This window comes from Pseudovibrio sp. Ad26 (genome assembly GCF_001623285.1).
GTDB lineage: Bacteria > Pseudomonadota > Alphaproteobacteria > Rhizobiales > Stappiaceae > Pseudovibrio > Pseudovibrio ascidiaceicola.
On the sequence record NZ_LMCE01000146.1, the window covers coordinates 284,937 to 305,377 of the forward strand.

Here is a 20,441-nt window from a genome sequence, read left to right on the forward strand (position 1 = left end):
AGAAAAAGCCTCAGTCTAGTAACCGAGGCTTTACTTCAATATCAAGCAATTTTGGAACCTGCTGAAAACGTATCTCCAAAAAATGGAAAACGGTTTTAGGCTAAAGAGACGCGACAGCAAAACCTAAAGCAGTGCAGCAGAACCAGCACAAACAGGCGCTGCTTTAGTCAGCAAGTTCTGTGGCGCGATGAGCTGCCTTTGCAACAGCCTCACTCATCAGGTTTGTCAAAGCATCGTCTCCCATCAATACGGAAAGCGCAGCAGCCGTCGTCCCACCGGGAGAGGTCACATTCCTGCGCAAAACATCAGCATTCTCGGGAGATTGGCGGAGCAGCTCACCAGAACCTGCGACTGTTCCGCGGGCTAAAGCCTCTGCAAGTTCGGCATCCAGTCCCAATCGCTGACCAGCCTCGCTCATAGCCTCAACCAGATGGAACACATAAGCAGGACCGGAACCGCTGACAGCTGTTGCCAGATCAATCTGCTCCTCAGCATCCACCCAGTAAAACGCACCAATTGTTTCAAGCAGGGAGCTCATCAAAGCTTTTTGCTCATCCTGAACTTCAACCGATGCATAACCTGCAGTAACACCCCGCCCTACCTGAGAAGGTGTATTCGGAATCACGCGCACAACAGGCTGCACAGCTCCAAACGTATCTTTAAAACGCTTGATCGTTGTACCAGCTGCCACAGAAAGGATGATGCTGCTCTCATCTGCCACATTGGTGAGTGTTGGCAGCACAGCTTCCATCATTTGCGGTTTGATAGCCATCAGCAACACACCGGCCACAACACCTTCTGGCACGCTCTTGTGCCAGGTGATGCTGTTTGCAGTGATGGTTTCAAGTGTGTCTGAAGGTGGGTTGGGGTCAACAACCACAACATGCTCAGGTGCCATACTCTGCTTCATCCAGCCAGCAAGCATGGCACCACCCATTTTGCCTGCTCCAATCAGAACAAGCGGGCGTTCATTCGTTAGTTTCATGCATCACCGGCAGTTTCAAACATCACAGTTTCCATCGCTTCCTGTGCTGTCTTGCCAGCCCACACGACAAACTGGAACGATTGATAATACCGCTCACATGAATCAAGAGAATTAGAGAATAGGACTTCTATCTGAGATGAATTGGCTTCTGCACCACCAGCCAGCAAAAGCGACTGACGGAAAATAACAACACCTTCACGACCCCAGATATCAAAATGCCCCATCCACTGCTGCTCGTTAATGAGCGCAAGCAGACGAACAATCTCATCTTTTCTGGGAGCAGGAACCTTGAGGTCGAACGCACTTGCCATATGCAGTGCTTCCAACTCTTCCATCCATGAAAAGGTTACGTGGTAATCACACCAAGTCCCTGTAACCGATATGGAAATCTCATCATCACCAAGTCGTTCAAAGCACCAGTCATTACCGGTTGCAAGGTTTTCAATGGTATCAACCGGATTCAGGGGGCGTTCCGTGCCGAACTCAATAAGGCTCATTTCCGGTCCTCTTTCCGTTTGAGGAATGGTTTATCTACCCACTCCAGACGGATGCGGGTTGAGTGATCATGGACCAGACACTTACGTGCTCTTGGATAGAAGCATGCACTACAAAGGAAGTTCCAGACCGGAACTATTGATGCAGGACATCGAATCCCTTTTTTGCCAATATACCGATAGATTTGGCCTTTCCCCTATAGGGGGAATAGACAGATCATTGCGAAAATTGTGGACGACTCAAAGCCGCCCACAGCATATTCACATGTAATTTTCAGCCAAACCTATGCTTTGTCTTCTGGCGCAGCTTTTTCATCTAGATCGGCAAGGCGCTTTTCTACTGCTGCAAGGCGCTCTTCAAGCTTTTCAACTTCATCAAGCGCTTTGATCGCCATGTCTTTGACTGTGTCAAACTCATCACGCGAAACCAGATCCATATCCGACATGAAACGCTCGGCCTGCGCTCGGAATGCGGTTTCTACTTCCCGCTTGGCACCTTGCGCAACACCAGCGGCATCGGTCATCAGCTTTGCAAACTCGTCAAACATACGATTTGGAGACTGGCTCATGGCGTCCTCTTTAAATTTCTCTCTCACAAACAAGTATTGGTCCGGCCCGTCAGTTTCAAGCGCTGAGAGCTGATTTGCACCCAGAACCCTAAAGAACCTGTCAGTAAGATGTCGAAAGCTTGTGTTGAACACCTGCCACAAACCACTTGACCTAATCCTTCACTTGTCGGAATGCTCGCTGAACTGAAGCGCGTTCGGTTTGATTGCCTCCGATCAAACACTTGCAATGCGCTCAAACAAACCGAATTAGAGTAAAGTGCGTGAGGATCTCTGAGCGCAGGGCACTTTAATAGCAGAAGGGTTTCATATGCCGCTCTTAGCAATACCTTTCCCGATGATTGATCCGGTTCTGATTGAATTCGGACCACTAGCCATCCGTTGGTATGCACTGGCATATATCGCCGGAATTCTTCTTGCATGGCGCTACATGATCGTAACCGTCCGCAACTCGCCACTCTGGAACAAGACAGCTCATCCAACAGCAGCAGATATCGACGACTTCGTCATGTGGGCAACGCTCGGCATTGTTCTGGGTGGTCGCCTCGGCTACGTCCTGTTTTACAATCTGCCCTACTACCTCGCCAATCCAGCAGACATTCTTGCTGTCTGGGAGGGAGGCATGGCCTTCCACGGTGGCCTGCTGGGTATGATTGTTGTGCTGATCATCTATTCCAGAGCACGTGGCCTGTCCGGCTGGACCATGTTTGATCTGGCCGCAATCGCCGCCCCAATCGGTCTCTTTTTCGGGCGTATCGCCAACTTCATCAACTCAGAGCTTTGGGGCCGCCCGACAGATGTTGCATGGGCCGTGGTCTTCCCAACCGGCGGACCAGAACCAAGACACCCAAGCCAGCTTTATGAAGCGGCACTGGAAGGAGCACTTCTGTTCCTCGTGCTGCGCCTGTTGTCTCACCGCTTCAAACTGCTGCAAAAACCCGGCGTACTCGCGGGCAGCTTCGCCATCGGTTATGGTCTGGCACGCACTTTCGTAGAATTCTACCGCGTACCGGATGCCCACATCGGCTACCTCGCAGGCTTCTTTACCATGGGAATGCTGTTGAGCCTGCCAATGGTTTTGATCGGCATTGTCGTTGTGATTTGGGCACTCAAAAGAAACACAGAAAACAAAGAAGCAAAATGACCAGCTCTGCGGCCACGCCTCTTCAGGCAAAAATCAAAAAGCGCATCGCGGACCATGGTCCAATGACCCTTGCCGAATACATGGGCATGTGCCTGTCTGATCCCGAGCATGGCTACTACATGCGCCAGCAGCCCTTCGGGACGAAAGGTGACTTCACCACTGCGCCGGAGATCTCACAGCTGTTCGGCGAGTTGATTGGCGCCTGGCTTATGCATCAATGGCTGTCGCAGGATTTGAAAGGCCCAGTGCATCTGGTCGAAATGGGTCCGGGCCGCGGCACTTTAATGAAAGACATCCTGCGCGTTATCTCGTTACGCCCGCAGATGCTCGCTAACATTCAGATTCACCTGGTCGAAACCAGCCCATCCTTACGCAAAGCACAGCGCAAACTGCTCAAAGCCTACACAATCAAGTGGCACGACACGCTGGAGACCATCCCGGATGGACCAACCCTGCTCGTTGCCAATGAACTTTTCGATGCTCTCCCAATCCACCAGTACCAGCTCACCGAGCAAGGCTGGCGTGAGCGCTGTGTTGGGCTGGATGACGACGGCAATCTGACATTTGGCATCGGCTCAGGCACTCTGTCTCCGGCTGACGTCGCCAAAGCCGGTTTACAGGCAAAACTGGGCGATACGCTGGAGCTGTCTCCAGCCTCCACCGCAATTGCCTCACAAATCGGTCAGCGCCTCAAGGCAGACGGCGGTGCTGCTCTGCTCATAGATTACGGCTATGCAAAGACGGCCACAGGCTACACGTTTCAGGCCCTCAAGAAGCACGAATACGTCTCCACGCTGGAACATTGCGGCGAAGCGGACTTAACCGCTCACGTCAACTTTCAGGCACTCGCCAGCGCAGCCACTGCAGAAGGGGCAAACGTGCACGGCCCAATCGGTCAGGGCGAGTTTCTGCTCGGCCTTGGGCTGCTGGAGCGCGCTGGACAACTTGGGACTGGCAAATCCACACTGGATCAGGACCAGATCCGCAAAGACGTGGAGCGCCTCGCAGCCGATGACCAGATGGGCACGCTCTTCAAAGTCCTTAGCATCACCAACACCTCAAAAAAACCAATTCCTTTCCAGAATTGAACGCATCGAAACAGGGAGAAGCCAATGATTAAAGTGCCAGAGCTTGAAGCAATGCCATGCCTTTCACATGGCTTCTTCACCCGCGAAGGCGGCGTTTCCTCCGGCATCTACAAAGGCCTCAACGTCGGCCTGGGCTCAAGCGATGTCCGTGAAGACGTTCTGGAAAACCGCCGCCGTGTCGCCGAGCAACTCGGCACAACACCTGAACGAATGGTTACGCCCTACCAGATCCACTCGTCCAAGGTGCTGAGCGTATCGGCCCCCTTTGCTGAGGAAGATGACAAGCGCGCAGACGCTCTCGTCACCAACACCCCCGGCCTCGCGATTGGCATCCTGACTGCAGACTGCGGCCCAATCCTGTTCGCTGATCCGGACAACGGAGTTATCGGCGCAGCCCACTCAGGCTGGAAAGGCGCCGTCGATGGCATCCTGCCCAACACCGTTCAAGCCATGCAACAACTGGGTGCAAATCCATCGAACATCACAGTGGTGATGGGCCCGATGATCTCACAGCAGTCTTATGAGGTTGGCCCGGAGTTTGTGGTGCGCTTCCTCGAACAGTCTCAGGACAACAAGCGCTTCTTCGTTCCTTCACAAAAACCACTGCACAGTATGTTTGATCTACCGGCTTTCATCAAAGCCCAACTGGACAAACTTGGCCTCAAAGACGTCATTGATCTCAAACTATGCACCTATGCGGATGCGGACAGGTTCTTCTCCTACCGAAGAACCACCCATAACAAAGAACCAGATTACGGACGCCAGATATCAACTATCATGTTGACCGCCTGATTGTGCTGACGGACGAGCAAGAGTAAGTTCTGTTTCACATTGCTTTGCAAACTATGGATTGGGAGAAGACCATGGCCCTGCACTTTGCACCGGAAGAATTTGCTGAGCGCCGTGTTGCTCTGGACGCCAAACTCAAAGAGCGTCATCTCGATTGCCTGCTGATCTTCGCACAGGAGAGCATGTACTGGCTGACAGGTTTTGACACCTTCGGCTACTGCTTCTTTCAGTGCTTGATCTACCGCCCCGGTGAAGAACCTATCCTTCTCACCCGCTCCGCTGATCTGCGGCAAGCCCGTAACACCTCCAACCTCAAAGACATTCGCCTCTGGATGGACGTCGCAGGCAAATCTCCGGTTGGTCAGGTGAAAGAGCTTCTGTTTGATCTCGACCTGCTCGGCACCCGCATCGGCGTGGAATATGACACCCACGGCCTCACCGCTGCCAATGGCCGGTTGCTGGACGAATCTCTGCACTCCTTTGCAGACGTCGATGACGCTTCCGACATCATAAAGGAGCTCCGTCTGGTTAAATCTCCAACAGAGCTGGAATATGTGCGCACAGCCGGCAAGCTTGCCGATGCCGCCTTCCTTGCTGGTATGGAGGAAATCAAACCCGGAGCCGACGAAGGCCGCATTCTGGCTAAGATGCAAAGCGCAGTGTTTGAAGGCGGCGGCGACTATCCGGCAAACGAATTCGTCATTGGCTCTGGCCCTGACGCCCTTCTCTGCCGCTACAAATCTGGTCGCAGAACCCTCTCAGAAAACGATCAACTCACCATAGAATGGGCGGGGGTTTACCGCCACTATCACGCAGCCTCCATCCGCACAGTTATTCTGGGTGAGCCAACGCCGCGCCATCTGGAGCTCCATCGCGCCGCAAAAGATGCCCTTCTGGCTGTTGAACAAGCCATGCAGGTGGGCAACACGTTTGGCGATCTGTTTGCTGCACACGCCAACATTCTGGATGATCGCGGCCTGATGCCACACCGCCTGAATGCTTGCGGATATTCACTTGGTGCCCGCTTCACACCAAGCTGGATGGAGCCGCCCTACATCGCTTTCAAAGAAAATGCACATGAAATTCATGAAAACATGGTGTTGTTTATGCACATGATCATCATGGATTCAGACAGCGAAACCGCTATGACTTTGGGCCAAACTTACATCACACACGCAGATGGGCCTGAAAGCTTATCACAGCTTTCTCTCGACCTCCCTGTGAAGGCAGGGTAAAGACTGCCATAATTAACCTTTACGAATCTATTGGGGGCACCCCACGCTGATTCTCTGAGTGGACTTTAAGGACTGACATGCTGAAGCTCGTACTTTTACCTCGGGTATTAATCATTGCCGCTATGGCAATTCTTGCAGGCTGTGCGGCAAACCCTCTTCCCCCTTCCAGCATCGGGGACATGATTGAAACCAAGTCAGCTCCTCCGACTGTCTCTCCGGCAAAAGCAACTTTTGCATTTGAGCAGCTGACCGGACTGCCTGGCAATATTGCCGACGATCTCTCTGAGGAACTGGGGAATCGCGCAGCAGCAGCGAATCTCAACCTCGTCAGACGCGTTGGTGCACCAGCAACGTACCGAGTCAAAGGATTCTTGACCGCAGCTGGCGACCAATATACCACCACCGTCTTCTATGTATTTGATATTATTGACGCAAATGGCAATCGCGTTCACCGAATTGATGGCCAGGAGCAAACTGGCGGCAACTCTGGCGACCCATGGGCGTCTGTTTCAGGTGATGCGCTGCAAAGAATTGCGACCAGAACAATTGCATCTTTAGAAGCATGGTTACACAGCAAGTGACCTAATAAAATCAAATAGATACACGATTACGCAGCTCAGCTTTTGCAAAAAAGCTGAGCTGCTGTGCGTTCTGGCTATTGTCGGCTTAAGACGAGGTTGCTAAAAGGCGCGCAAGGCGACCTGTCAGGACGCCTTACCAGAAGAAATCGGGTTCCACCAAGGGACGCAAATTTCCACCTCACCACCGACAAATGTCACAGGGTGAGATCAAAGCCCAAGAAGGACTTGCGGGTTATGAAAATCGTCGCGGGTAACTCCAATCGCGCGCTGGCCGAGCAAATTTCAAAGTATCTTGATGTACCATTGTCGAAGTGCCAGGTTCGCCGCTTTGCAGACCAAGAAATCTACGTTGAAATCCAGGAGAACGTGCGCGGTGAGGACGTCTTTGTCATTCAGCCTACAAGCTATCCGGCAAATGACCACCTCATGGAACTATTGATCATCATTGATGCACTCCGCCGTTCTTCAGCACGTCGCATTACCGCAGTGGTTCCATACTTTGGCTACGCCCGTCAGGACCGTAAGTCAGCGCCTCGTACGCCAATCTCTGCGAAACTTGTTTCCAACCTGATCACCAATGCTGGTGCAGACAGAGTGCTCACACTCGACCTGCATGCTGCGCAGATTCAGGGCTTCTTCGACATCCCAACCGACAACCTTTACGGTGCGCCGGTGATGACCCGTGACATCAAAGAGCACTATGACACAACCAACGTCATGGTTGTTTCTCCGGATGTTGGCGGTGTGGTTCGTGCGCGTGCACTAGCAAAGCGCATTGAAGCTCCTCTGTCCATCGTTGATAAGCGCCGCGACAAGCCTGGTGAATCCGAAGTCATGAACATCATCGGTGATGTGAGCGGCTACGATTGTATCCTTGTGGATGACATCGTCGATTCTGGCGGAACCCTTTGCAACGCAGCAGATGCACTTCTTGCTGCTGGTGCTAAGTCCGTCACGGCCTACATCACACATGGTGTCCTCTCAGGTGGCGCAGTGGCGCGCGTTTCAGCATCCAAGCTCAAAGAACTGGTAATCACTGATTCTATCGAGCCAACGGCTGCTGTTCAGGCTGCTCCAAACATCCGCACTATTTCTATCGCCCCACTCATGGGCGAAGCGATCAACCGCACATCGCAGGAACGCTCTGTTTCCAGCCTGTTCGATTCATAACGAGCTCTAATCACAAGCTTTGAGAAACCGGGGTACGCCCCGGTTTTTCTTATTGTAGGCTCAGCAGTTGCCCTTGCTCTTTCTGGGAGTATCGGTTATACGAGCCGCGTACGTCGACACCCTTGGAGGAGGCGTGCGAAGTTGGCCGTAGTTGAGCGCAGAAATCTGTCGCTCCCGCGGCCTTACTTTTATAATCAAACTAGGAGATTCCACCATGGCAAACAGCTATGAGCTGAAAGCACAGGTGCGTGAACGGGCCGGCAAGGGGGCCGCTCGTGCAGCTCGTCGTGAAGGTCTTGTACCAGCAGTAATCTACGGCGACAAAAAAGAAGCAGTGTCTATCAGCCTGCCAATTAAAGAAGCAACCATGACCCTGCATAAGGGCGGTTTCCTGTCTCACGTCGGTACAATCGACCTGAACGGCGAAAAGTCTTCTGTAATTGCAAAAGACTTCCAGCTGCATCCAGTTAAAGACACTCTGATGCACGTTGATTTCCTGCGTGTTTCTGCAGATGCTACTCTGACCGTTGAAATCCCAGTGAAGTTCCTGAACGAAGAAACTTCCCCAGGCCTGAAACGCGGTGGTGTTATCAACGTTGTACGTCACACCGTTGAAATGACTGTTCCTGCGAACGCTATCCCAGAAGCTCTCGAAATCGATCTTGGTGAAGCTGACCTCGGTTCTTCTCAGCATATCTCTGCTGTTAAGCTCCCAGCTGGTTGTGCTCCTACTATTACAGACCGCGACTTCACAATCTCCACGATTGTTGCACCAGCTGGTCTAAAAGAAGACGACGACACTTCTGAAGAAGGTGAAGGCGAAGAGTAATTCTCTAACTAGGGCTTGGGACAATACCTATGAAGCTGTTAGTCGGCCTCGGTAATCCAGGCCCTAAATACGAGAGTAATCGTCACAATATCGGGTTCATGGCGGCAGATGAAATTCATCGCCGCCATAGCTCATTCAGCCCGTGGCGGGCTCGCTTTCAGGCTCAGGTTTCTGAAGGCACTTTGGCAGGTGAAAAAGTCCTGCTGATGAAGCCAATGACCTACATGAACGAATCCGGTCGTTCCGTAGGTGAAGCACTCCGTTTCTACAAGCTCACCCCACAAGATGTTGTCGTGCTCTATGACGAGCTGGACCTGCCTCCTGCGAAGTTTCGCATGAAGAATGGCGGCGGTCACGGAGGCCACAATGGCCTGCGCTCCATCACAGCACACATCACAGATGCCTATCGTCGTGTACGCCTTGGTATTGGCCATCCCGGCCATAAAGACCGCGTACATCAATGGGTCTTGGGTGACTTTGCAAAAGCGGATCAGGAGTGGCTGGAGCCTCTTTTGGAGGCCGTTGCAGATAACGCTCCGTTGCTTGCACAACATAACGACAACCAGTTCGCCAATAAGGTGACACTGGCAACACGCCCGGAAGGCTCTCGCAAACCTTACAAAAAGGATGATTCTCGCGAGGCTGCTGCTAAAAAGAAGCAGGACACCGCCAAGCCTGAACCAGAAAAAAAGCCAGCTCCAAAGGCAACGGGCTACCAAGACAAAGAAGCTAACAAAAAAGGGCCGCTCGCGTCAGCGCTTGAGCAGCTGTTTGGATCGAAAGGACAAGAGTAAATGGGTTTTCAGTGCGGTATCGTCGGCTTACCTAACGTTGGTAAGTCTACCCTCTTCAACGCTCTGACAAAGACAGCAGCGGCACAGGCAGCAAACTATCCGTTCTGCACCATTGAGCCAAACACTGGTGATGTTGCTGTGCCAGATCCACGCCAGTCCAAGATCGCGTCAATCGCGGGCTCCAAAGAGATCATCCCGACCCGCCTGACTTTTGTAGACATCGCAGGCCTCGTACGTGGTGCATCCAAGGGCGAAGGTCTGGGCAACCAGTTCCTTGCAAACATCCGTGAAGTAGACGCTATCGCACACGTTCTGCGCTGCTTCGAAGACGATGACATCACGCACGTTGATGGCAAGATCGATCCAATCGCTGATGCAGAAACCGTAGAAACCGAGCTCATGGTTTCTGATATGGAAAGCCTCGAAAAGCGTATTGCGCCGCTCGCTAAAAAAGCGAAGTCTGGCGACAAAGACGCGAAGATGGCTCTTCCGATCATGGAACAGGCACTCGCAATTCTTCAGGATGGTAAGCCAGTACGCGCACTTGGCCTGACCGACCCAGAAGACGTCAAACAGCTGGAAATGCTGAACCTGCTCACATCCAAGCCAGTTCTCTATGTATGTAACGTGGAAGAAGAATCTGCAGACAAAGGCAACAGCCTGTCGGTTAAGGTTCAGGCTATGGCAGAAGAGCAAGGCGCAGCCTCTGTTGTCATCTCAGCTGCGATTGAAGCTGAAATTGCACAGTTGGAAGACGAAGAACAGCGTGAGTACATGGCTGACATGGGCTTGGAAGAGCCTGGTCTCGACCGCTTGATCCGCGCAGGCTACAACCTGCTGCACCTGATCACCTATTTCACAGCTGGCCCGAAAGAAACACGCGCCTGGACCGTATCAAGAGGCACCAAAGCCCCTCAGGCTGCTGGTGTCATCCATACGGACTTTGAACGCGGCTTCATTCGCGCGCAAACCATCGCTTACAACGACTACGTTGAGCTTGGCGGCGAAAACCCAGCTAAAGAAGCGGGTAAGGCACGCGATGAAGGCAAGGAATACATCGTTCAGGATGGCGATGTGCTGCTCTTCAAATTCAATACATAGGTTTATGGCACAATCGCTATAAAACAAAAGGCGCTCAATCGAGCGCCTTTTTTATTGAAAAAACAATGAGAAAAAAATCAGATATCCAGCAATACGATCTCGCTGGAAGCCTCAGCCTCCACATCAGCCACATGGACTTCTTTCACGCCCTGCGCAATCAGCTTATCAAGAATACTCGGCTCGACACCACTATCCACGATCAGCATATCTGCCTGAGCGCATGAATTGGCAACAAACCTGCTCGGGACTCCAATTTTACTGGAGTTACACAGCACCATAGTTCGCTTGCAAGACGCCATGACCGCCCGCGCAAACTTAGCCTCCTCTTCCACGTAGTACATGAGATCCCCTTCGGTGGACAAACCGACGGGACAAATGATCCCCCAGTCCGCCTCAAGGCTCTCAACAGTATCCAGGGCAATCGGCCCCAAAGCCCCCTGCCCGTCTGTGTAGAGATTGCCGCCAATCACATGGATGTCTGCAGCCGTCTCAGCCCCAATCATCATAGAGGCGACTGCATATGAGTTGGTCGAAACCTTGATTTGCTGCACCTGAGCAAGATGCTGCGCCAGGATTGTCATTGTGCTTCCGGACTCAACAACCACATGGTCACCAGTCTTAAAGAAGGAGGTTGCCAGTCGGCCAATTGCATACTTCTCAATGTAATGGCTGCGAAGCCTTACCCGATAGGCATCCTGGTCTCGTGGCATGAGGAAGCAAATAGAATTGTCGAAGAGTTCAAACTCCTCACGACCCGACAGGACCTTTGCCAGACTGGTGAGCTCCTCAAAATCCATTCCTAAAATATCTGCCGCGGCAGTCAATGAAATACGTCTGTGGCGCTTAACCAGATTGGCAAGAACGTCCACCATTAAGTCATTAATCATCTAAATTGGCCTAGATCCAAGATACTATTCCGGTAGTAAACAACGTTCATTTTTATCGAAAAAGATTAAAATTTATCAACTATTCAGAAGAATGAAATCTTCGCTGTCAGCATCCTCTGAAATCGCATGAAAAACGCGTGCTTTTCTAAGATGATGGTCCACTTCAGCAAAGCCTAATTCCCCATTATTATCAGTAATAAAGACATCAACACCTTGCATTGTTTGCGCTGTGTAACGACTAGGAACACCCAACTTAGAACTGTCGCTCAGCATCATGGTTTTCTTCGCACTACGCTGCATCAGTAAGCTGGTTTCAGCATCAACCTTGTGGAAGTAGCAGGCCCCTTTTTGAATACACATGCTCGTAGGGCTCAGGATGGTCCAATCCACCTGCAGGTCGCGAATACGCGCCTGCGTCTCTTCACCATGAAGCGCAGTGGTATGCGCTTCCAGCCTACCGCCAATCAGCTCAACGCTACACGTACGACTATGGCGGACAAGACTCTCCGCTATCAGCGGACTCGTCGTCGCGATGGAGAGATCTTTTTTCTCTTTCAGATGATTGGCAAAAAGGGAAAGCGTACTGCCCGCCTCAATCAGCAAACGCTCACCATCCTTAATCAGACTGGCTGCAAGTTTGCCAATGGCATTCTTCTCGGCAAACCGAGAATGCATGCGCACGCTGATATCACTCTCTGCAATGGCCTCATTCGAAACCAGGGAACTGCCTCGCACGCGCATGATACTGTTGTTTTCCAGGCCATCAACGGCATACAGGATCTCATCGACAGAGCAATCCAGTACAGTGGCCAGTAAGGAGAGCCGTATCGTTCTATAGCGTCGCACCAATTCGATTATGCGGACGATCACAACACAACCCTCATGTACAATTTTATTCAATCTTTCATAAAATTAATCAAAGACCGTTTGAATGTAAAGCTAAGATCGATTTCCGGTGATGTCGCGGCCAAAAATCACCTCATCACGTAGCGGGATGCCGTGCAAGCCTGTGACTGGTATTTCGGGCTTTAACTTACGTTCCTCGTCAATGACGCCTTGCACCACTTTTTCTAAACGAAAGCCGCGTCTTTGATAAAACCGAAATGCATCCAGATTGTCGTTTGAAGTCCGCACCATAATCCGGCCAAGGCCTTCCTGCCGTGCAGCATCGACGGAAGCATCCAGCAGAAGCGTACCAATGCCGCCCCAACGCTGCAGCGAATCGAGCGTGAGGATCTCCCATTCCTGATCACGTTTGATCAGGGTAATCATCCCCACAAGACGCCCTTCATCTAGAGCGAGATATCCAGGCAGACGTGAGGCGTCCACCATTTCACCATCAAGCAATTGCTCAGGACTGGTCCACCGGTTAACGAGCAGTTCAACAACCTGCTCTCGATCTTCTGGTTCAATTGCTCTTACTTGGATTGACACGAAGAAGACTCCTGTTTGGCTTCTGGCCTGACTAAATCAATATCTTTTAACATTCGCAATTCAGTGGCAGTACGTGCCTGCCAGCCAGTGCGCTGCAGTTCGGGAACTTCGTTGTTCTCACAGGGGTAACCTATGCAAAGATAGGCAACAAACTTCCAGTGTTCAGGAACACCAAACAACTGCCCGATACTGTCCGGGTTGAGAATAGACACCCAACCGACGCCAATGCCTTTTGCTCTAGCAGCAAGCCAGAGGCAATTAATTGCGCTAACACAAGAATAAGCCAGCGTCTCTGGCATAGTCTGCCGCCCGAGCCCACTTCCCTGTGTTGGATCAAGATCACAAAAAACGGCAAATTGCAGCGGAGCATCGGTCAAACCTTGCAGCTTGAGTTTGGCATAGCTCTCCGCACGCTCACCCTTATAGCCTTTCAAAGCCTCTGAACTTGCCTGTTGGAAATTGAGATAAACAGCCTCTCTGTTCGCAGGCTGGCTCATCTCTATAAAGCGCCAGGGCTGACTGTTGCCGACGCTCGGGGAAAGATCAGTTAATCGCAAAAGCTCGTCAACGGTTTCGCGATCAATAATGTCTTGCTTAAAATGGCGCACATCCCGGCGCCATTTCAAAAGCAATTCAAAATCGTGGTTGAAGGCCTCAGAAAATTGCGGGCCATTCTCTACAAAGGCGTCATTCAATGACCGGGAAACTCCACCAATGTCCTGACAGGAATATCGAGTGCTTCCAGTTTTGCACGTCCTTGCAGTTCTGGCAAATCGACAATAAAGCACGCAGCCACAATATCAGCACCAGCGCTTCTGAGCAGCTTCACAGCAGCCTCTGCAGTTCCGCCAGTCGCAATCAAGTCATCAACCAGAATGACTTTGTCGCCCGGCTTCACAGCATCACAGTGGATTTCGATGGTATCGGTACCATACTCCAGCTCATATTCCTGCTCGATGGTTTTGAACGGCAGTTTACCCTTCTTGCGCACTGGCAAGAAACCGGCGGAGAGCTGGTGTGCAACGGCGCCACCAAGAATGAAACCACGCGCCTCGATACCAGCAACCTGTTCAATCTTCGAACCAGCCCATGGCTGCACCAATGCATCGACGGCACGGCGGAACGCACGAGGCTCACTCAGCAGAGTGGTGATGTCGCGAAACAGAATACCTTCCTTCGGATAATCTGGGATGGTCCGGATGGACGCAATCAGCTCCTCTGAGATTGTATTAAATTTGTCAGTCATGGTCATTTCCGCGTTTGAATTGCATTGTTTCTGTCAGAGGCCCTTCAATGAGAGCCCCATAAGCGATCTGTGCTCGATTATTTACGCAGCACACGTCCAGCAACAGCATCAAGCTTTGCAAGCAGTGCCGGGTCTCTTTTGTCGTCAGCAGTCATAATCGCAAAATCAAGTACCGTGTTGGAACCAACCGGGCACTGCTGATGCTCTCTCGGCAGTTTCCGAGCAACAGCTAGGACAAGCTTCTGAGCACTTTCCACGTTCTCGTGTAGAACCTTGATGATCGCGTTGATATCTACGTTTCCGTGGTCGGCATGCCAACTGTCGTAATCCGTTACCATCGCCACAGTTGAATAACTGATTTCCGCTTCACGGGCCAGCTTGGCTTCCGGCATGTTTGTCATGCCAATAACGTCACAGCCCCAGGAGCGGTAGAGGAGGCTTTCCGCCTTGGAAGAAAACTGAGGCCCTTCCATAGCCAGATAAGTACCGCCGCGGCTATACGTAAGGCCCTCTTCTTGACAGGCGCTTTCAATAACATCCACCAGCAGTGGCGAAATAGGATCAGCAACGGAGACATGCGCCACGCAGCCAGTTCCAAAAAAGCTCTTTTCGCGCGCAAACGTACGATCGATGAACTGGTCAACAAGAACGAAAGTTCCCGGTGCATATTCCTCTTTCAAGGACCCGCAGGCGCTAACGGAAATCAGGTCTGTGACACCAGCCCGCTTAAGCACGTCAATATTTGCACGATAATTGATCTCGGTTGGAGAGTGCACATGTCCACGACCGTGACGAGGCAGGAAGACAACCTTCAGGCCGCCAATCTCGCCGATACAAACATCATCACTTGGCTCACCCCACGGGCTTTCGATCCGTTCCCATCGGGCATTTTCAAAACCAGGGATATTGTAGAGGCCAGAACCTCCGATAATGCCCAGAACCGCCTGCATATCGCTCTCTCCGCTTTGCCTGTGTCGGCGCAACCTTACCTGATTCACTGATAGGAAGTTGGCGGTACATCAAATCCAGCCCGCAACCCCAAAAAAAAGGGCTACCCGATTAGGATAGCCCTTTTTGAATTTATAAATGTGACCTTAGTGGTCAACATCTCTCCAGATCTTACGCTTTGTAAAGTACAGCAGCGATGCGAACAGGATCAGGAATGCCATCACACCAAAGCCGATACGCTTGCGTGATTCCAGATGAGGCTCAGCAGTCCACATCAGGAATGCAGAAACGTCACGAGCATACTGATCGACAGTCATTGGAGAACCGTCGGAGTACTCAACCAGCTCATCAGAAAGCGGAGGCGCCATTTGGATAGCACCACCTGTCAGATGGGCATCTTTACAACTCTCAGGCAAAGAACCGCCAATGAACTTCGGGTTAAAGTAGCCATCCTGTTCACCAGCACACGCTGGGAACTCTTCCTCATAACCTGTCAGCAAAGCGTACAGGTAATCTGGGCCATTTTCCTGATACTGCGTAGCAACGTCCAGGACAAACCATGGGAACCCACGCGTAACTGCGCGTGCCTTTGCAATCAGAGACAAGTCCGGTGGATAAGCGCTGTTGTTCGCTGCGCGAGCAGCCTGCTCATTCGGGAACGGAGATGGAAATTTGTCGAACGGCTTACCGTCACGCTCAAACATCTCACCTTCGTTATCCGGACCATCTTCGATAGTGTACTCAGCAGCAAGAGCCTTCACTTCATCGACAGAAAAGCCTGGCCCACCTTCCTCAGCAAGGTTACGGAATGCGACGTAGCTCAGACCGTGACAGGAAGAGCAAACTTCCTTGTACACCTGAAAGCCGCGCTGGAGCTGGGCTTTGTCAAACTGACCGAATGGGCCAGCAAAAGACCAAGGCTGCTTTTCGACGTGAGGTCCTTCGCCAGCTGCAAGAGCCGGACCAGCTACAGCAAGACCTGCAACAACAGCCAGAGCACGAGCGCTTTTGAACATTAGATTTTTCATCTTTAAAATCCCCTGCCCTTAAGCCGCATCACTGGACTTACCCAGCACTGCATCGTTGATTGAGTCAGGAACTTTCCGAGGCGTTTCGATCAGTCCGAGAACTGGAAGAACGATCAGGAAGTGTGCGAAGTAGAGGACCGTAAAGAACTGGATCCAGGCAATGTATGGCTGCTCAGCAGGCTTAGATCCAAGCCACCCCAACATGATTGTGGTGAAGAAGAAGAGCCAGAAGAAGAACCGGTAAACAGGACGGTAATTCGCTGAACGAACTTTGGAAGTATCAAGCCAAGGCAACACGAACAAGATCGCAATCGCACCACCCATGGCAATCACACCACCGAGTTTGGAAGGAATTGGACCAATATCGAAAGTGATCGCACGCAGGATCGCATAAAATGGCAGAAGGAACCATTCTGGAACGATGTGCGCTGGTGTCACCATTGGGTTCGCTGGAATGTAGTTATCAGCATGACCCAGATAGTTTGGCAGGTAGAACACGAACCAGGAGAACAGGATCATAAAGACAACGATCGCGAACAGATCCTTCAACGTGTAGTACGGATGGAATGGAACTGTGTCTTTATCGGACTTAGGATCAACACCAACTGGGTTGTTGTTACCAGCAACGTGGAACGCCCAGATGTGCAGCATCACAACGCCAAGGATCACGAACGGCAGCAGATAGTGCAGTGAGAAGAAGCGGTTCAGTGTTGGGTTACCAACTGCAAAACCACCCCAGAGCCATGTGGTGATTGCTTCACCAACAACTGGAACTGCAGAAAACAGGTTCGTAATAACCGTTGCACCCCAAAGAGACATCTGGCCCCAAGGAAGCACGTAGCCCATGAATGCGGTAAGCACCATGAGGAAGAACAGCAGCACGCCCAGGATCCATGCGAGTTCGCGCGGCTCTTTGTAAGAACCGTAGTACATACCGCGGAAGATGTGGATGTACACTGCGAAGAAGAACATGGATGCACCATTTGAGTGCAGATAACGCATCAACCATCCGTAGTTCACATCGCGCATGATGTGCTCAACGGATGCAAATGCGAGCGCATCATTCGGCGTGTAGTGCATTACCAGAACGATACCGGTAATGAGCTGAACAACGAGCACGAAAAATGCGATACCGCCGAAGGTCCACCAGTAGTTCAGGTTCTTCGGGGTAGGAAACGCAACAAAACTCCCATGTACAAGGGAGAGTACCGGCAAACGACGCTCAAGCCATTTGGCGCCAGCGTTTTGCGGTTCATAAGTAGAATGACCAGCCATAGCTGCCTCCTGAAAGGGCCTCGTCAGCCGATTACAACAACGTCGTCGCCGGAAAACTTGTAAGGCGGCACGAGCATGTTTTCTGGAGCCGGGCCTTTACGAATACGACCAGCAGTGTCGTAGTGGGAGCCGTGACATGGACAGAACCAGCCGCCGTATTCACCAGCTTCACCAAGAGGCACACAGCCCAGGTGCGTACAAACGCCAACCATAACGAGCCAGGCTTCTTTGCCTGTCGTAGCGCGGTTTGCGTCAGATGCGTCCGCACCATCTTCTAGGTTAGCATTACGTGCAAACTGGTCTGGTAGATCAGCAATAGGCACTTCTGTCGCTTCAGCGATCTCTTTTTCCGTACGTTGACGGATAAAGACCGGCTTACCACGCCAGGTCACAGTGATGGATTGCCCAACTTCAACCGCAGAAACATCAACTTCGATAGAAGCCAAAGCCAGTGCAGATGCATCGGGGTTCATCTGATGGATAAAGGGCCAAGCCAGAGCTCCCGCACCGACCGCGCCCACGGCACCGGTCGCGATGTAAAGAAAATCGCGGCGTGACGGTTCAGCCGTGTCCGTGTGTTCCAAGGTCGCGTCCTCTCGAAACAAAATTGAAAGAGAACACCTACGATCTCTTCTGTGAGGACAGGCCCGCAACCAGTCAAAACCGGTCACTGTCTATACACCGCAAAGAAGACATAGGTGAAAATGCGCTAAATACGCACTTATATTGACGGATGCTATCTGCCACCAATGGTCGCACTTGTCTAGACTGGTTAAAAATTTGCGGACTTATTGTCGCAGACAACTTGGGCATAAGAGGAAAAAAACGGGATCAATTGAGATTTTGACACGCAAATATGAGTCAAAAGTCGAGTAGTTCGGGGACCATAGGACGCAAACTCTCCCCGAACCACTTTTGGTTTAAACCGCTTGATTCCCTGTCAGGAATCCTTATTCGGCGGCAACTTGTGCAAGGAAACCGCCAGATTGGTGATTCCAGAGGTTTCCATAGATACCTTCGGATTTCAGAAGTTCCTCATGGGTACCCATCTCAACGATCTTGCCTTGATCCATGACAATGAGGCGATCCATTGCCGCAATTGTGGAAAGTCGGTGGGCAATTGCAATAACTGTCTTACCTTCCATCAATTCGAACAGGCTTTCTTGGATCGCAGCTTCCACTTCTGAGTCCAAAGCAGACGTTGCTTCGTCCAGAACAAGGATCGGAGCATCCTTCAGCAAGACACGCGCGATAGCGACACGCTGACGCTGACCACCAGAGAGCTTCACACCGCGCTCGCCCACCAGAGTATCAAAGCCAGTCCGCCCTTCCGGGTCTTTTAGGCCGTCAATAAACTCCAGAGCATGAGCCCGTCTCGCCGCTTCAGTTGCCTCTTCCAGTGTTGCACCGTCTTTGCCGTAGGTGATGTTTTCCAGGATAGTCCGGTGCAGCAAAGAAGTATCCTGAGAAACCACACCAACATTCTGGCGCAGGCTCTCTTGCGTCACGCCGCGAATATCCTGACCATCAATGGCAATGTGCCCACCTTCCAAGTCATGGAAGCGCAGCAACAAGTTCATCAGGGTAGATTTCCCCGCACCAGAGCGACCAACAATCCCGATTTTCTCACCCGGTTTAATGTTGAGCGACAGGTTCTCCAGAACGCCACTGCCCTTGCCATAGTGGAACTTCACACCTTCAAAGCGAATTTCCGCATCAGAAACAACAAGCGCTTTCGCATCTTGCTTATCAGTGACCTCTGTATGTCGGGACAACATACCCAGTCCGTCCTGCACAGTACCGATATTCTCAAACAGACCAGCAACTTCCCAAAGGATCCACTGAGACATACCCTGCAAACGCAAGGCAAGACCAATCGCAATCGCAATATCACCAGTCGTCACCAAAGCCCTCTGCCAAAGCCAAATGGACAGAGCACCAAGAGACAACAAGAGCAGATTGTTGATCAGTGTCAGGCAGATGTTCAGCTTGGTCACATTCCGCATCTGCTTATGCACGGTATCCATGAAGGTGCTCATGGAGCCTTTGGCATAATCTTCTTCGCGCGATGCATGTGAAAACAGCTTTACGGTCGAGATATTCGTATAAGCATCAACAATATGGCCAGTCATCACAGACCGGGCATCCGCTTGCTTCTTCGAAATACGCTTAAGCTTGGGAACAAACACGTACATGACGAGGAAGTAAGAAGTCAGCCAGCCAATCATAGGCAATGCAAGACGCCAATCCGCGCTAGCAAGCACAACAAGCGCAGCCAGGAAATAAACAATCACATAGACAAAGATATCGACAATACGCGTAATAACTTCTCGCACAGCAAGAGAGGTCTGCATCAGCTTGTTAGCAATGCGACCTGCAAAGTCATTATGGAAGAAAGTCAAGCTTTGCCGAAGTAACTGCCGGTGCCCCTTCCACCTAATCAGCATTGGATAGTTACCAACCAACCCCTGATGGAAGAACATCTCCCAAACTGCTGACATGATTGGCGATATTACAAGAAGAACGACACCCATCCAGATCAGATGGCCCCAGTTGTCAGCGAAGAACGTTTCCGGGTCTTCGGTGCCTAACCAGTTCACCAAATCACCCATAAACGTAAAGATGACCACTTCAAGAACGGCAATAGCCGCAGCGAAAAAGGCGATTACAACAAGTAATATTGAAACAGGCTTGGTATAATACCAGATAAAGCCCCAAAATTTACTTGGAGGGGTCTCGATCTCTTCCATTTTGAATGGGTCAATAAGCTTCTCAAAATAAGAGAACATGACAAATCCCAATTAAGATATTTGGTTTGCGAGGTGCGCTACCACGTCAACATGGTAA

The 20,441-nt window shown here is 51.4% G+C and carries 22 protein-coding genes; 9 read left to right on the forward strand and 13 right to left on the reverse strand.

Going from position 1 to position 20,441, the window contains the following annotated elements:
- Positions 1-163: 163 nt before the first annotated feature.
- The 3 genes from proC to PsAD26_RS25110 all read right to left on the reverse strand — a co-directional run bounded on the left by proC (position 164) and on the right by PsAD26_RS25110 (position 2,048).
- Positions 164-985 carry a pyrroline-5-carboxylate reductase gene (proC, locus tag PsAD26_RS25100; protein ID WP_063312565.1) on the reverse strand — a complete coding sequence of 274 codons (822 nt, stop codon included), beginning with the start codon at positions 983-985 and terminating at the stop codon, positions 164-166.
- Complete coding sequence (locus PsAD26_RS25105) at positions 982-1,482, reverse strand: YbjN domain-containing protein (protein WP_063293981.1); 501 nt, start codon at positions 1,480-1,482, stop codon at positions 982-984. The genes proC and PsAD26_RS25105 overlap by 4 nt, the downstream gene beginning before the upstream one ends.
- Before the next feature lie 281 nt (positions 1,483-1,763).
- A complete protein-coding gene (locus PsAD26_RS25110; RefSeq protein WP_057463662.1) occupies positions 1,764-2,048 on the reverse strand; it encodes an accessory factor UbiK family protein in 285 nt (94 codons plus the stop codon).
- Positions 2,049-2,355: 307 nt separating this feature from the next.
- On the opposite strand from PsAD26_RS25110, the gene lgt reads away from it, so the two are divergent.
- The 9 genes from lgt to ychF all read left to right on the forward strand — a co-directional run bounded on the left by lgt (position 2,356) and on the right by ychF (position 10,776).
- Entirely contained in the window at positions 2,356-3,189 is an 834-nt protein-coding gene (gene lgt, locus PsAD26_RS25115; RefSeq protein WP_063312566.1) for a prolipoprotein diacylglyceryl transferase, read from the forward strand.
- On the forward strand, positions 3,186-4,277 hold the full coding sequence (locus PsAD26_RS25120; RefSeq protein WP_063312567.1) for a class I SAM-dependent methyltransferase: 1,092 nt from the start codon (positions 3,186-3,188) through the stop codon (positions 4,275-4,277). Before lgt ends, PsAD26_RS25120 begins: the two co-directional genes overlap by 4 nt.
- 24 nt (positions 4,278-4,301) lie before the next feature.
- On the forward strand, positions 4,302-5,069 hold the full coding sequence (pgeF, locus tag PsAD26_RS25125) for a peptidoglycan editing factor PgeF (RefSeq protein WP_063312568.1): 768 nt from the start codon (positions 4,302-4,304) through the stop codon (positions 5,067-5,069).
- A 71-nt stretch (positions 5,070-5,140) separates the two neighbouring features.
- Positions 5,141-6,301, forward strand: coding sequence for a Xaa-Pro peptidase family protein (locus PsAD26_RS25130; RefSeq protein ID WP_193758356.1), 1,161 nt, complete (start codon positions 5,141-5,143; stop codon positions 6,299-6,301).
- A 77-nt stretch (positions 6,302-6,378) separates the two neighbouring features.
- Positions 6,379-6,882, forward strand: coding sequence for a hypothetical protein (locus tag PsAD26_RS25135; protein ID WP_063298317.1), 504 nt, complete (start codon positions 6,379-6,381; stop codon positions 6,880-6,882).
- A 234-nt stretch (positions 6,883-7,116) separates the two neighbouring features.
- Positions 7,117-8,052: a ribose-phosphate pyrophosphokinase gene (locus PsAD26_RS25140; protein WP_057463594.1), complete on the forward strand. Its 936-nt coding sequence runs from the start codon at positions 7,117-7,119 to the stop codon at positions 8,050-8,052.
- Positions 8,053-8,266: 214 nt separating this feature from the next.
- Complete coding sequence (locus tag PsAD26_RS25145; RefSeq protein WP_063312570.1) at positions 8,267-8,881, forward strand: 50S ribosomal protein L25/general stress protein Ctc; 615 nt, start codon at positions 8,267-8,269, stop codon at positions 8,879-8,881.
- Between the two features lie 29 nt (positions 8,882-8,910).
- Positions 8,911-9,675 carry an aminoacyl-tRNA hydrolase gene (pth, locus tag PsAD26_RS25150; RefSeq protein WP_063312571.1) on the forward strand — a complete coding sequence of 255 codons (765 nt, stop codon included), beginning with the start codon at positions 8,911-8,913 and terminating at the stop codon, positions 9,673-9,675.
- The gene (ychF, locus tag PsAD26_RS25155) at positions 9,676-10,776 is read left to right on the forward strand and encodes a redox-regulated ATPase YchF (protein WP_063312572.1); all 1,101 of its coding nucleotides are present in this window, start codon (positions 9,676-9,678) and stop codon (positions 10,774-10,776) included. It abuts the gene before it with no gap.
- Between the two features lie 77 nt (positions 10,777-10,853).
- Here ychF and PsAD26_RS25160 read toward each other — a convergent pair whose 3' ends face one another.
- The 10 genes from PsAD26_RS25160 to PsAD26_RS25205 form a co-directional block, all read right to left on the reverse strand.
- Complete coding sequence (locus PsAD26_RS25160; RefSeq protein ID WP_208985847.1) at positions 10,854-11,663, reverse strand: DeoR/GlpR family DNA-binding transcription regulator; 810 nt, start codon at positions 11,661-11,663, stop codon at positions 10,854-10,856.
- 75 nt (positions 11,664-11,738) lie between these two features.
- Positions 11,739-12,533 carry a DeoR/GlpR family DNA-binding transcription regulator gene (locus PsAD26_RS25165; RefSeq protein ID WP_063312574.1) on the reverse strand — a complete coding sequence of 265 codons (795 nt, stop codon included), beginning with the start codon at positions 12,531-12,533 and terminating at the stop codon, positions 11,739-11,741.
- Positions 12,534-12,602: 69 nt separating this feature from the next.
- Positions 12,603-13,097 carry a GNAT family N-acetyltransferase gene (locus PsAD26_RS25170; RefSeq protein ID WP_063312575.1) on the reverse strand — a complete coding sequence of 165 codons (495 nt, stop codon included), beginning with the start codon at positions 13,095-13,097 and terminating at the stop codon, positions 12,603-12,605.
- Positions 13,082-13,792, reverse strand: a complete 711-nt coding sequence (bluB, locus tag PsAD26_RS25175; protein ID WP_063312576.1) for a 5,6-dimethylbenzimidazole synthase — start codon at positions 13,790-13,792, stop codon at positions 13,082-13,084. Before bluB ends, PsAD26_RS25170 begins: the two co-directional genes overlap by 16 nt.
- Complete coding sequence (locus tag PsAD26_RS25180) at positions 13,789-14,343, reverse strand: adenine phosphoribosyltransferase (protein WP_063312704.1); 555 nt, start codon at positions 14,341-14,343, stop codon at positions 13,789-13,791. Before PsAD26_RS25180 ends, bluB begins: the two co-directional genes overlap by 4 nt.
- 77 nt (positions 14,344-14,420) lie before the next feature.
- Positions 14,421-15,293: an S-methyl-5'-thioadenosine phosphorylase gene (locus tag PsAD26_RS25185; RefSeq protein WP_063312577.1), complete on the reverse strand. Its 873-nt coding sequence runs from the start codon at positions 15,291-15,293 to the stop codon at positions 14,421-14,423.
- Between the two features lie 144 nt (positions 15,294-15,437).
- Positions 15,438-16,319: a cytochrome c1 gene (locus tag PsAD26_RS25190; protein WP_063312578.1), complete on the reverse strand. Its 882-nt coding sequence runs from the start codon at positions 16,317-16,319 to the stop codon at positions 15,438-15,440.
- Positions 16,320-16,337: 18 nt separating this feature from the next.
- On the reverse strand, positions 16,338-17,594 hold the full coding sequence (locus tag PsAD26_RS25195; RefSeq protein WP_063312579.1) for a cytochrome b/b6: 1,257 nt from the start codon (positions 17,592-17,594) through the stop codon (positions 16,338-16,340).
- 23 nt (positions 17,595-17,617) lie between these two features.
- Positions 17,618-18,178 (reverse strand): ubiquinol-cytochrome c reductase iron-sulfur subunit, encoded by a 561-nt coding sequence (gene petA, locus PsAD26_RS25200; RefSeq protein ID WP_063312580.1) that lies wholly within the window; start codon positions 18,176-18,178, stop codon positions 17,618-17,620.
- A gap of 366 nt (positions 18,179-18,544) precedes the next feature.
- Positions 18,545-20,383 (reverse strand): ABC transporter ATP-binding protein, encoded by a 1,839-nt coding sequence (locus tag PsAD26_RS25205; protein WP_063312581.1) that lies wholly within the window; start codon positions 20,381-20,383, stop codon positions 18,545-18,547.
- Positions 20,384-20,441: the final 58 nt, after the last annotated feature.